Origin of the sequence: Nocardia goodfellowii, assembly GCF_017875645.1 — a bacterium.
GTDB lineage: Bacteria > Actinomycetota > Actinomycetes > Mycobacteriales > Mycobacteriaceae > Nocardia > Nocardia goodfellowii.
The window spans coordinates 5,548,979-5,561,368 of sequence record NZ_JAGGMR010000001.1; the positions used below are offsets into that span (position 1 = coordinate 5,548,979).

General features: G+C 66.1%; 11 protein-coding genes. 3 read left to right on the plus strand and 8 right to left on the minus strand.

Annotated elements, in window-relative coordinates; all coding sequences use genetic code 11:
• Positions 1–124: 124 nt before the first annotated feature.
• Positions 125–622 (plus strand): MarR family winged helix-turn-helix transcriptional regulator, encoded by a 498-nt coding sequence (locus tag BJ987_RS25595; RefSeq protein WP_209894947.1) that lies wholly within the window; start codon positions 125–127, stop codon positions 620–622.
• Between the two features lie 40 nt (positions 623–662).
• Here the strand turns inward: BJ987_RS25595 and BJ987_RS25600 are convergent, their stop codons facing one another.
• Complete coding sequence (locus tag BJ987_RS25600; protein ID WP_209894949.1) at positions 663–1,583, minus strand: helix-turn-helix transcriptional regulator; 921 nt, start codon at positions 1,581–1,583, stop codon at positions 663–665.
• Positions 1,584–1,685: 102 nt separating this feature from the next.
• Here BJ987_RS25600 and BJ987_RS25605 point away from each other — a divergent pair, with 102 nt between their 5' ends.
• The gene (locus BJ987_RS25605; RefSeq protein WP_209894951.1) at positions 1,686–3,113 is read left to right on the plus strand and encodes an MFS transporter; all 1,428 of its coding nucleotides are present in this window, start codon (positions 1,686–1,688) and stop codon (positions 3,111–3,113) included.
• A gap of 19 nt (positions 3,114–3,132) precedes the next feature.
• On the opposite strand, the gene BJ987_RS25610 is transcribed toward BJ987_RS25605, so the two are convergent.
• Entirely contained in the window at positions 3,133–4,362 is a 1,230-nt protein-coding gene (locus BJ987_RS25610; protein WP_209894953.1) for an MCE family protein, read from the minus strand.
• A gap of 102 nt (positions 4,363–4,464) precedes the next feature.
• Here BJ987_RS25610 and cyp51 point away from each other — a divergent pair, with 102 nt between their 5' ends.
• Positions 4,465–5,829, plus strand: coding sequence for a lanosterol 14-alpha demethylase (cyp51, locus tag BJ987_RS25615; RefSeq protein ID WP_209894955.1), 1,365 nt, complete (start codon positions 4,465–4,467; stop codon positions 5,827–5,829).
• A 59-nt stretch (positions 5,830–5,888) separates the two neighbouring features.
• On the opposite strand, the gene BJ987_RS25620 is transcribed toward cyp51, so the two are convergent.
• The 6 genes from BJ987_RS25620 to BJ987_RS25645 form a co-directional block, all read right to left on the minus strand.
• A complete protein-coding gene (locus tag BJ987_RS25620) occupies positions 5,889–7,115 on the minus strand; it encodes a cytochrome P450 (protein WP_209894957.1) in 1,227 nt (408 codons plus the stop codon).
• Positions 7,116–7,148: 33 nt separating this feature from the next.
• Positions 7,149–8,729, minus strand: a complete 1,581-nt coding sequence (locus BJ987_RS25625; RefSeq protein ID WP_209894959.1) for a succinic semialdehyde dehydrogenase — start codon at positions 8,727–8,729, stop codon at positions 7,149–7,151.
• Between the two features lie 67 nt (positions 8,730–8,796).
• Positions 8,797–10,380: an acyl-CoA synthetase gene (locus BJ987_RS25630; protein WP_209894961.1), complete on the minus strand. Its 1,584-nt coding sequence runs from the start codon at positions 10,378–10,380 to the stop codon at positions 8,797–8,799.
• Positions 10,381–10,399: 19 nt separating this feature from the next.
• Positions 10,400–11,632, minus strand: a complete 1,233-nt coding sequence (locus BJ987_RS25635) for a hypothetical protein (RefSeq protein ID WP_209894962.1) — start codon at positions 11,630–11,632, stop codon at positions 10,400–10,402.
• Positions 11,629–12,177, minus strand: coding sequence for a nuclear transport factor 2-like protein (locus BJ987_RS25640; RefSeq protein ID WP_209894963.1), 549 nt, complete (start codon positions 12,175–12,177; stop codon positions 11,629–11,631). The genes BJ987_RS25635 and BJ987_RS25640 overlap by 4 nt, the downstream gene beginning before the upstream one ends.
• A complete protein-coding gene (locus tag BJ987_RS25645) occupies positions 12,177–12,383 on the minus strand; it encodes a ferredoxin (RefSeq protein ID WP_209894964.1) in 207 nt (68 codons plus the stop codon). Before BJ987_RS25645 ends, BJ987_RS25640 begins: the two co-directional genes overlap by 1 nt.
• Between the last annotated feature and the right edge of the window lie 7 nt (positions 12,384–12,390).

The following is a 12,390-nucleotide window of genomic DNA, read 5'->3' on the forward strand; positions in this document are numbered from 1 at the left end:
TGAGCCGTTACCCACAGCTCAGTCCAGTCCCCGGCCACTGTGTCGTACAGTGCATGTCCGTCCCGCCATAGCGGTGACTCTTGTTGTGACGTTTCATTTTTCGAGCGTTCGAGGGTGGAGGACCGTGCGACCGACATCAACCGACGCGGCTCCGATCGCGGTACAGCTCAGAAAGGCCATGGAGCTGCATCACGCGACCGTCGAGGATCTGGCCCGTGAAGCGATCCGATTACTGGGCGTCAACGACACCGATCGACGCGCGCTGGAAATCGTCCTGCTCGGCAACGCGAAGTCCACGACACCCGGAATGCTGGCCGAACAATTGGGTCTCACCCCCGGCGGCACCACGATCATGCTCAACCGCCTCGAAAAGCAAGGCTACATCGCCCGCTCATTACACCCCACCGATCGTCGCCGCATTATCGTCGTGGCCACCGATCTCGCCGCCCGGCGTATACGAGACCTCATCGCGCCCTTGCTCGAAGAGGCCTACGACATGATGGTGAGCTGGTACGAACCCGCCGAACTCGAAATGATCGCGAGTTTCCTCAGCCGGGTGAGCGAACTGCAACGCAGCCATCGGCAGCGGCTCCGCCGAATGGACCCGTACCCGCCGCCCTGACGGCCTGAGCGCCGGGCCGGATCGAAGTGTTTGTCCGGCCCTATCCCGCGAGCAGTTCGGGGTGGTCGGTGCGACGGTGGTCGAGCCACGGTTTCGCCCGCTCCTGCTCCGACATCGCCAGCAGCGTATGAAGTTTCGTCCAGGCGTCATCGTCGGTCGGAGTGTAGATCTGCACCCAGGCGCCCGGGACCGCGGGCAGTGACATCGAGGTGACGAACATGTCCAGGTCGCCGACGGCCAGGTTGCGCACGGATTTGACCCGGCCGATCGGGACCGCGACGTCATTGCGTGCCCACAGCTTCGCGAAATCCGGGCTCCCGGTGCAGAGTTCGCTGATGAACTCCTGCCAGCTCGGGTCGGCGAGGTTCTTGGCGTAGGCGCCGCGCAGATAGGCGACCATGCGGCGCAGATCGTCCCAGCTGTGGTGGTAGGCGTTGCAGCACTTGGGCGTCAGAAAGACTCGCTTGGCGATGTTGACGTCGGCCATCACGTCACCGACCGCGTGGATGGGGCACAGTGATTCGTAGGAATCGTTGTAGGCCAGCAGGTCGTAGCGGGCGCTGAGCAGGACCGCCGGTAGTGGTTCCAGGTGGTTCAGGATGACCTGAAGTTCTTCGGGCAGACCGGTTTCGGTGTGCGGGCTCGGGACCGTCGGCACGCCCGCGAGGCGGTAGACGTGGGAGCGCTCGGCGGCGTCCAAGCCCAGCGTGCGGGCGACCGCGTCCAAGACCTGGACGCTGACATTGATGCTCCGGCCCTGCTCCAGCCACGTATACCAAGTGACGCCGACCGCCGAAAGCTGAGCGACCTCTTCGCGCCGAAGCCCTGGGGTACGCCGGCGCGGACCCACCGGCAGGCCGACGTCTTCCGGGGCGATGCGGGCACGGCGGGATTTCAGGAACGCACCCAATTCCTTGCGCTGCGCCTTGCCCAGAGCCCGCGCGTCTCCCACTGTTGTCACCTTCCGATCGTCGCCGAAACCCGTCCGGTTATCCAGGTGGTGTCAGTACTAGTTTTGCTGGGCTCCTGTTACCGGTGTCCGAGCTCGCACATGCTTCGAGACATGACACAGACTTTGCCGGTGGCGCCGGACCTGCCGGTGGCGGCGCCCGCGCTGGATTCCCGCCGCACCTTCGCTATTCTCGCCGTCATCCTGACCGGGCAGTTCATGGCGGTGCTCGACTCGTCCATCGTGAACGTAGCGATTCCGTCTATTCGCAACGATTTACACACCAGCGGTTCGGCACTGCAGTTGATCGTCGCCGGGTATGTCATCGCCTATGCGGTGCTGTTGGTGACCGGCGCGCGGCTCGGGGATCGGGTGTCGCAGCGGCGGGCCTTCATCGCGGGGCTGGGCCTGTTCACGCTCGCGTCGCTGGTGTGCGGCCTGGCGTGGAACGAGACCTCGCTCATCGTGTTCCGGTTCGTGCAGGGTGTGGGTGCCGCGGCGATGGTGCCGCAGGTGATGACGCTGATCCAGCGCACCTTCACCGGTACTGCCCGCGCGAAGGCGCTGAGCATGTATTCGGCGATCATTTCCGGTGGCGTGGTGGTCGGACAGGTGCTGGGCGGGTTGATCGTGCACGTGGACCTGTTCGGTACGAGCTGGCGCGGGGTGTTCCTGGTCAACGTCCCTATCGGTGTGGTGCTGCTGGTGCTCGCACCGCGTGTGCTGCCCACCGCCGGGCCGCGTTTCCAGCGCAAGGTGGACGTGCCCGGACTGGTGACGCTGACGCTGTCGGTGCTGCTGCTGGTGTTGCCGCTGGTGCTGGGCCATGAGCAGGACTGGCCGCTGTGGAGCTGGATTCTGCTGGGAGCCAGCGTCTTCGGATTCGCCGGGTTCGTGGCGATCGAACGGTGGGTCGCCGCGCGGGGCGGGGCTCCGCTGTTCGCACAGCGGGCGCTGCGGGCCCCGGGCTTGTTGCTCACGGCGGCGACATTGTTCGTCATCATGGCGACGTTCGGCGGCTGGATGTTCGTCATGGCGATCCATCTGCAGAGCACGCTCGGCTACAGCGCGCTGCACGCCGGACTGCTGTTCATTCCGATGGGGTTGACGTTCGCGGTGGCGAGTCTGCGCTGGGATCGGATCCCCGTCCGGTTCCACGCCGGGATGATTCCGGCCGGACTGGTACTGGCCGCCGCCTCGATGGTGACACTGGGGTTGCTGCTGCGGGACGGCTCGGATTTCGGCCCGGTGGGGTGGCTGTTGTTCGGGCTCATGGGGATTGGTAACGGGCTCGCGTTCAGCCCGCTGATGACCCGGACCTTGGCCAAGGTGCCGATGGAACTGGCGGCCGACGCGAGCGGGATCCTGGTGACGAATGTGCAACTCGGAGTGGTGGTGGGGATCGCGGTCTTCGGGACGGTGTTCCTCAGCCTGGCCGGCGCGACCACGGCGTCGGCGGCGCACGCGCTCGGCGGAACCGCCGTGGCGGAGGGCATCACCGTGCTCGTCGCGGCGGCCGTGGGAGCCCGCGCTGCCCGCTGACACCGGCAGCGCGGCGCGATTATCCGCGGACGCCCGGCAGACCCGAGAACAGCAGTTGAAAAACCTTGGGTGCGTTGGGCACCAGCGCGGTGGAAGGCGTGAACGGCTTGCCCTGGTTGGTGTCGGTGACCACATAGTCGGAGTGCATTCCCTCGACGTGCTCGAGCACGCCGTGGCAGTTCGGCCCGCCGGTGGCGTTCACCTTCGGCAGGTCGTTCGGGTACTGGTACGGCGGGGATCCGAATTGGAAGCTGGCGCGGAAGATCGCGCCGGGCATGATCCCGCCCACGAATCCCTCCGCCAACGGCATGGTCTCGGCGAGGCTGGTGACCACGCAGCCCAATACCGGTGCGTAGGTGCTCAGTAGCGAGGTGGTGGGACGCAACAGGTCCAGGGCGGTGATCAGCGGTTGCTCGTTCTCGTGCAGGACGGCGAGGGAGGAGGCAGCGAGCCCGATCAGGTTCACCAGGACCGCGTCCAGGTCCGCCTCTTGGTCGACGAGGGTGCCGCTGGTGGTGATCATATTGCCGGTGGTGCGCAGCAGGTCCGTGACCGTGTCGCCGTACAGGTTCGTCACCGCCGCGGCGGCAGCGAGGTCGCGCTGCAGCGCGGGCAGGCTCGGATTGAGTTCGGCCAGATAGGACTCCGAGCGCGTGAGCAGCTCACCGAGCTTGTCGCCGCGGCCCTGCAGCGCGGTCGCCAAGGCGGTGAAGGTGGCATTCAGGTGGACCGGATCGACCTTGGCCAGCAATTGCGTCAAATGCTCGAACACCGTATTGAATTCGACGGTCACCGCCTCCGCTCGCAGCACGGTTCCCGGCCGCATCGGCTCGCGCGAAGGCTGTTCCGGCGCGGTGATATTCACGTATTTGGCCCCGAAGATCGTGGTGGACCGGATGTCGGCGCGCGCGTTGGCGGGCACCAGGCGCAGCTCGCCGGGGTCGATGTCCAGGCGCAACCGCACCCGCCCGTCGACTCGTTCCACGGCCGCCACCCGCCCGATCGGCACACCCCGGAACGCCACCTTCGCGTCGGGATTCAGGACCAGCCCGCTGCGCGGCGCTTCGACGGTGATGCTCACGCTCGAGACGAACCGTCCCGAGAACATCGCCAGCACAACCACGACTAGGGCCACGAGAAAGAGCACGAGGGCCGCGCCCGCGAGTTTGAGCCGGAACACCTGCCAGGTGACGCGGGCGAATTCCCGCCACACGCTCGGATCTGTCCCGGTCTTCGCTGTCGAACCCATCGGCTCTCCTGGTGAATCACCTTGCCCGCCAATCGGACCCATAGTACTGTCCAGACAGGTGTCCATCTGTCGTTTCGGACAGTCTTATCGGGAGGATTTCCCATGACCCTGGTCAAACCCCGCCGGGTTTCATTGCGTGACGCGTCCGGGCCGGAGCCGGAGCACGGCCACCTCGACGAATTTCGCGAGGATCCCATCGGTCTCATGCGCCGAGTACGCGAGGAATGCGGCAATGTCGGCGCCTTCGACCTCGCGGGCAAACGCGTGATCCTGCTGTCCGGAGCCGAGGCCAACGAGTTCTTCTTCCGTTCCGGCGACGAGGATCTGGATCAGGGCGCGGCCTATCCGTTCATGAAGCCGATCTTCGGTGACGGGGTGGTCTTCGACGCGCCCCCGGAACGCCGTAAGGAAATGCTGCACAATTCGGCCCTGCGCGCCGAGCAGATGCGCGGACATGCCGCCACCATCGCCCGCGAAGTCGAGCACATGCTCGAAAGCTGGGGTGAGTCCGGCGAAATCGACCTGCTCGACTTCTTCGCCGAATTGACCATCTACACCTCCTCGGCCTGCCTGATCGGCAAGAAGTTCCGCAACGAACTCGACGGCCGCTTCGCCCGGCTCTACCACGACCTGGAGCGCGGTACCGACGCGCTCGCCTACGTCGACCCCTACGCGCCGATCGAGAGCTTCCGCCGCCGTGACGCCGCGCGCGTCGAACTCGTCGCGCTCGTGCAGGAGATCATGGACGGCCGCAAGGCCGATCCGCCCGCCACCAAAGACGATCGCGACATGCTCGACGTGCTGGTCTCGGTGCCCGGCGAGGACGGCAAGCCCCGCTTCAGCGCCAGCGAGATCACCGGCATCTTCATCTCCATGATGTTCGCCGGCCACCACACCACCTCCGGCACCGCCGCCTGGACGGTGATCGAGTTGCTGCGCCATCCGGAGCTGATGCGCACCGTGGTGACCGAACTCGACGAGCTCTACGCCGACGGCTCCGACATCAGTTTCGGTGCGCTACGCCAGATTCCGAACCTCGAGGCGACGCTGAAGGAGACGCTGCGGCTGCATCCGCCGCTGATCATCCTGATGCGGGTGGCGCGCGGGGACTTCGAGGTGTGCGGGCACCGCATCGAAGCCGGGGACCTGGTCGCGGCGACGCCGGCGGTGTCGAACCGGCTTGCGGAGGACTTCCCGGAGCCCGACGCCTTCGACCCGGGCCGGTATATCGATCCCAATCAGGCCGACCTGGTCAATCGGTGGACGTGGATTCCGTTCGGCGCCGGGCGGCATCGCTGTGTGGGTGCGGCGTTCGCGCTCATGCAGCTGAAAGCCATCTTCTCGATCCTGCTGCGGGACTGGGAGTTCGAAATGGCGCAACCGTCGGAGAGCTACCGCAACGATCACTCGAAGATGGTGGTGCAGTTGCAGCAACCTTGCACCGTGCGCTATCACCGACGGAAATAGCACCGGATCCGCGCTCGGCTCAGGATGACAAACGCTTGTCATCCTGAGCGTCGCGGCGCCTACTCGTAACGGACCTGCCAGCTCTTGATGCCGTTGATCCAGCCGGACCGCAGCCGCACCGGCTCCGCGACTTCGGTGATGTCGGGCATCGCATCGGCGATCGCGTTGAACATCAGATCGATTTCCATCCGGGCGAGATTCGCGCCGACGCAGTAGTGCGCCCCGGTTCCACCGAAGGCGACGTGCGGGTTCGGATCGCGCAGGATGTCGAAGGTGAAGGGATCGGCGAAGGCGTCCTCGTCGAAATTGGCCGAACTGTAGAACAATCCCAGCCGCTCCCCCGCCTTGATTTGCGCTCCGCCGAGTTCCACGTCCGCGGTCGCGGTGCGCTGGAAGGCGTTCACCGGCGTGGCCCACCGCACGATCTCATCGGCGGCGGTGCGGGGCCGCTGTTCCCGGAACAGCTCCCACTGCTCGGGGTGATCGATGAACGCTTTCATACCGTGCGTAATGGCATTGCGTGTCGTTTCATTGCCCGCGATCGCCAGCAGCACCACGAAGAATCCGAATTCGTCGGACCCGAGCGCCTCACCGTCGAGCCCGGCATGCACCAGCGTGCTGACGATATCGCCTACCGGACAGGCCCGCCGCTGCTCGGCCATGTTCCAGGCGTAACCGATGATCTCCGCGAATGCCGTGGTCGGGTCGCCGTATTCGGGATCGTCGTAGTTCAGCGTCGAATTCGACCAGTCGAACAACTTGTGCCGGTCCACCTCCGGCACGCCCAGCAGTTCCGCGATTGCCTGGAGCGGCAGCTCACAGGCCACCTGCTGGACGAAATCGCCGCCGCCGGAACGCTTGGCCTCGTGCACGATACGGGCGGCGCGTTCGGCCAGCGCCGCCCGCAGGCCCTCGACCGCACGCGGTGTGAAACCCTTCGAGACGATGCGCCGGGTCTGGGAATGTTTCGGCGGATCCATATTCACCAGCAGCGCGCCGGTGAGCTCCATCTGTTCCTGGGTGGTGTCATTGGGCAACCGGATGATCGCACCTTTGCGCTGGGCGGAATACAGCTCCGAGTTCCGGGAAATCTCTTTCACGTCCTCGTGCCGGCTGACCACCCAGTAGCCGCCGTCCCGGAATCCACCCGAGGTCTCATCGGGTTGCGCGTTCCACCACACCGGTGCGGTGCGACGCAGCAACGCGAATTCCGCTACCGGACTTCTTTGCTCCCATAGTTCGGGATCGGTGAAATCGAATCCGGTCGGAAAAGACGGAGCCGCCATGGCTGCCTCCTTATTGGGCCGGCGCGGTACGACTCAGCGCAAACGAGTTCGACGCATGAGCCGCAGCGACGCCAGGGTGATCTGCAACTGTTTCTGGTAAGGCATGCCGTCGCGGGCCGCCATGATCTGACGTTTCTGCACGCCGACATTGATGGTGTCGGTGTATTTGAGCAGGCCGTGGTCACCGTGCCGGGCGCCGACGCCGGAGTTCTTGACGCCGCCCGACGGCGTGGCCTTGGCCGCGTAGGTGGTGACGAAGCCGTCGTTGATATTGATGTTGCCGGCCTCGAGCTGAGCGGCGATCCGCCGGGCGTGGGCCAGATCCGAACTCCACACGCTGGCGTTGAGACCGTAATCGGTGTCGTTGGCCAGGCGGATCGCCTCCTGGTCGTCAGCGAACTTGTACACGGCGGCGACCGGGCCGAAGGTCTCCACCGTGGCGTGCGTCATCTCCGGGGTGACCTCGGTGAGCACCGTGGCCTCGTAGAACGCGGGCCCGATATCCGGGCGTGGTTTGCCTCCGGTCAGCACGGTCGCGCCGTGGGCGCGGGCGTCCTCGATGTGGGCGGCGACGCGTTCCATGTGCGGCACCGACACCAGCGACCCGAATTCGGGCGTGTAGTCATAGGTGGCGCCGATCTTGGCGTTCAGTTCCTCCGCCGCGGCGACGAATCGGCGCACGAATTCGTCGTAACGGCTCTCGTGCACGTAGATCCGCTCGATGTGCATGCAGGCCTGACCCGAGTTGGCGAACACCGCGAAGGCCGCCCCCGGAATCACCGCGTCCAGATCGGCGTCCGCACAGACGATCAACGGGTTCTTGCCGCCGAGCTCGAGACTGCAACCGATGAGGTTGCGGCCCGCGGCTTCGCCGACGATGCGGCCGGTGGCGGTGGAACCGGTGAACATGACGAAGTCGGCGTTGTCGATCAGCGCCGGACCGACCTCGGGGCCTTCACCGCACACGACCTGGAGCAGACCTTCCGGCAACCCCGCCCGGTACAGCAGTTCCACGCCGAACAGCGCGCACAGCGCGGTCTTGTTGTCCGGCTTGAGCACTACGCCGTTCCCGGCGATCAGCGCCGGAACCGAATCAGACAGCGCGATGGCGAACGGAAAGTTCCACGGGGCGAACACCGCCACCACGCCCTTGGGCCGGTGCTCCTCGGTGGAACTGGTGACGACCGGCATCGGACCGCCGCGACGCTTGGGGCGCAACACTTTGCGCGCGGTCTTGAGGTAATGGCTGATCACCATGGGCACGTCGCACGATTCCTCCACGGCCATGCGACGCGCTTTGCCGCAGCCGATCTGGATCAGGTCGGCGGTGGTCTCGCATTCCGCGAGCAGGAGCGCGTGCGCGCGTTCGAAGACCTCGAGCCGGCGCTTCAGCGGCCAGGCGGCCCATTCCCGTTGCGCCGCGCGAGCCTTGGCGTAGGCGGTGGTGATGTCCGCGGGCCGGGACTGCGGCAGCGTGCCGACGACCGCGCCGGTGTAGACCTCGATCATCTGATAGGGATCGGCGTCACTCGCGGCGACCATCGCGGTCAGCCGATCGATCAGCTCGGGTGTGATGCGGGCCGGTAGCGTGGCCTGGGTTTCAGTGGTGTTCATCGGATCAGCCTCCATCAGATGCGCGGCGCTCGGGTGCGGACGGTCGGCTCGGCGATCGTGACATCGCTCAATCCACTTGATACGTCGGCTCGCTGGCCGCCGCGAAGTCCTTGGCCCAGCGATAGTCGGGTTTGCCGCTCGGGGAACGCAGTACCTGATCGGCCAGCCAGACCCGGCGCGGAATCTTGTATCCCGCGAGATGTTTGCGCACATGGGCTTCGAGATCGCCGAACTCCAGCTTCCCGTCGGCGGACACCACCGCCGCGACCTGCTGGCCCCACCGCTCGTGCGGCACGCCGATCACCACCGCGTCGTAGATCGACTCGTGCGCCTTCACCACGGCCTCGACCTCTTCGACGAACACCTTCTCCCCACCGGTGTTGACCACCATGTTCCCGCGGCCGAGCAGGGTGATGGAGCCGTCGGCTTCCTGGCGGGCGCGGTCGTCGGTGATCACCATGCGAGCGCCGTCGACGGTCTTGAACAGTTTCTCGGTCTTGACCGGGTCCTTGTAGTAGCCCAGCGGTACCGCGCCGGTCTTGGCCACCCAGCCTTCTTCGTCCGGCCCGACCGGGCGGCCCGCGTCGTCCACGACGACTGCCCCGCGCCCGGTCTGCACCCGCGGACCGCGGCTGGGGTTGTCGTCCTTCTGCGCGAAACCGATACCGCCGAAACCGGTTTCGGAGGAACCGATGGAATCGGTGACCACCGTCGAGGGAAACATCTCCAGCAAGGTGTTCTTCACCGACTGCGACAGCAGGGCCGCGCCGGAACCGATCGCCAGCACCGAGGACTCCACCGGGCGTACCCGGTAGGCATCGATCAGCGGCCGGGCCATGGCATCTCCGGTAATGACCAGGACCTGCGGTTTACGCCGCGCCACCACCTCCCAGACCCGTTGCGCATCGAACTTCGGCTCGAAGATCACCGCGTTGCCGGACCAGAGCGCGGTGAAGGTGGGCATCATGGCGGCGGCGTGGATCAGCGGCGGCAGCACGAACCAGGTGGCCTGCGGATTACCGGAACCGACCCGGGACTGCTGGTACTCGTCGGCGACCGGCTCGTTGGTGTAGAAGTCGATGCCGCCGCCCAGGACCCGCCACATGTCCTCCTGGCGCCACATGACGCCCTTGGGCAGGCCCGTGGTGCCGCCGGTGTACATCATGAACAGGTCGTCGGCGCTGCGCGGGCCGAAATCGCGCTCCGGCGAACCGGCGGCCAGGGCATCGGCGTACGACGTTGCCGCACCGCTGTTTTCGCCGACGACGAGCAGTTCACGCAGCGAGTCGACCAAGGGCGCGGCCTCGCGCACCCCGGCCTCGTAGGTGTCGTGGTAGACGAGCACCTCGAGGTCGGCATTGTCGTAGACGTAGCGCAATTCGTCGGCCCGGTAGCGGTAGTTGATATTGATCGGGACGGCGCGGATCTTGAAGCAGGCGATCAGCGTCTCCATGGTGGCGATGCCGTTGTGCATCTGGAAGCCGACGTGCGTACCCGCCCGCACACCCACCGACGCCAGGTAGTGCGCCAGGCGGTTGGACGCGGCGTCGAGTTCGGCGAAGGTGACCGTACGGTCGCCTTCGACCACGGCCACCCGGTCCGGCATCGCGTCGGCGGAGTGCTCGTACAGGTCGGCGAAATTGTTGGCCATGGTTCTTCCTTGTCTTGCGTTACACCACGGTGAGCGGCAACGGGATACCGCGGTCGGTGAAGGTGAAGGCGGCACCCTTGCTGAAACGGGTGATCGCCACCTCCGTAGCTTCCCGGAAAGGCTCTGCCGCGAAGGCGATTTCGGCACTCCAGCCGAACTCGTCGGCGTCCACGGCACGGATGTAGGAGTGCGGATTCACCCCGCGCGCCATCGCCTCCAGCGGCGCGAGGTGGCCGGCGTCGAGCAGGGCGGGCCAGACACCGTCGGATTGCGCGCCGCTTCTGCGCGGCAGGCGGATACGCACCGAATCCGCGGTCTCGGTGATGCTGATGCCGGTGTAGGACAGCGGATTCCAGGCCGGGTGCAATCGCAGCACCGTCGTCAGGGCCGCGGTGTCGTCGCCGAGTTCGAGGGCCGCGCGCAATCGTTCGGAGGTGATTCCGGCGATACCGGTGAACTGCTTGCGGCCGATCTCGGTGGCTCGATCGGTGCGGGCACGGACCGCGACGAGGAAACCGAGCGTCAGCAGGTGATGTTGCAGACAGACCTCGTCGGCGAGGCGGATCAGCGCCGACCTGGAGAAGTCCTCGAAGCGCAGGTCGCTCAGCAGCGGACCCGCGTAGTCGGACATGCCCGCGTCTCCCGGGTCGATATCAGGCAACTCCAATTGCGCCGCAACACTATTCGCCAGCAGGTCCGAGTTCGGCGGAATCGGCGGCGGCTCATGGGCCGGATCGATGGTGACCTTCCAGGCACACATCGGATGCCGATCGGCGGGCGTCCGCGGCGGGCGATGGATGGGCCGGACCTGCGCGTGCGGATTGGTGGCCAGGGCGGTCGCGTCGAAGGTAGGGTCCTCCATGTCGTGACACATCGCGACCACGAACTCCGGCCCCATCGGCTCCACATCCAGCAGCGCGCCGCAGTGATCGAGCCAGAACTCACCGTGATCGTGATCATCGACCCGATATCGGAAATCCATGAACTGCGGTGGCGCGCCGATATCGAGTTGCAGGCCCTTGAAGATCGTGTCGACGCCGTCGCCTTCGATGCCGAGGGCGCGGCGCATCCGGCGGGTGTAGACGGGGCTGGCCACCTGCCATTCCTCGATGGCGACCGCGGTCATGCCGGGCCGGCCGAACGCGGCGATGCAGTGCGCCATGCCCGAGCGGTCGATGAGGTGCCCGCACAGCAGCAGTTCGGGCACCAGCCGGGCGAGCGTGGCCCGGTCGAGCTGGTCGAAAGTACTCACCACAGCGACGCCGGTGCTTCGCCGACCCGGTACCAGCCCGGCAGCGGGCCGGACATCGAGCGCTGGATGCGTTTCTGCATCCCGTCGGACAGGGCGTTGTTCTGGATCATCTCCATGAACATGGCCGAGACGTTGCCGAAGTCGAAGAAGTCACGCTGCCAGGACCATTGGAAGTCTCCGGCGTAGCGGAACCAACTGCCGCCGATGCCCTGCGGGGAGTAGTGCGAACCATCCGCGCGGGTGCGCTCGCTGATCTGCTTCCAGAGGCCGATCACGCTGCCGCTGCGTTCGTCGACGACGAACTCCTGATACGGATAGGTCCAGCCCTCCAGCCCCTGCATTTCCTGGCCCAGCGCCAGCTCGCGGATCTCTTCCCGGCCGACCGCCATGAATTCCTGGGTCGGTCCGTAGTTCCAGCCGTAGGTCGCGTCGATGGTGTACATCTCGGCGAGCGGTTTCCAGTCGCCCTTCTCTTCGCAGTGCTGGTTCTCCACCACCCAGCGGCGCACCATCTCGTCGAGTTCGGTGCGGGTGTATCCGGTCATCACCGGGCTCCTTCGGTTCGGTTTTCGGTCACGATCGACAGGGCTTGGGTCGGGCAATAGCGAACGGCGCGTTGCACCTCAGCGGAATCCGCCGCGGGGTCGGCGATTTCGACCTTGCCGCGTTTGGGCACGCTGAACACCTCGGGCGCCTCGTCCTGACAGACCGCGTGCCCTTGGCACAGGTCCAGATCGGCCACGATTCTCACTCTCGGC

Coding starts and splice junctions, on each gene's coding strand:
- BJ987_RS25630 (WP_209894961.1), bottom strand. CDS start 10,380: ATGGCCAACAATTTCGCCGACCTGTACGAGCACTCCGCCGACGCGATG.
- cyp51 (WP_209894955.1), top strand. CDS start 4,465: ATGACCCTGGTCAAACCCCGCCGGGTTTCATTGCGTGACGCGTCCGGG.
- BJ987_RS25640 (WP_209894963.1), bottom strand. CDS start 12,177: ATGACCGGATACACCCGCACCGAACTCGACGAGATGGTGCGCCGCTGG.
- BJ987_RS25605 (WP_209894951.1), top strand. CDS start 1,686: ATGACACAGACTTTGCCGGTGGCGCCGGACCTGCCGGTGGCGGCGCCC.
- BJ987_RS25625 (WP_209894959.1), bottom strand. CDS start 8,729: ATGAACACCACTGAAACCCAGGCCACGCTACCGGCCCGCATCACACCC.
- BJ987_RS25610 (WP_209894953.1), bottom strand. CDS start 4,362: ATGGGTTCGACAGCGAAGACCGGGACAGATCCGAGCGTGTGGCGGGAA.
- BJ987_RS25620 (WP_209894957.1), bottom strand. CDS start 7,115: ATGGCGGCTCCGTCTTTTCCGACCGGATTCGATTTCACCGATCCCGAA.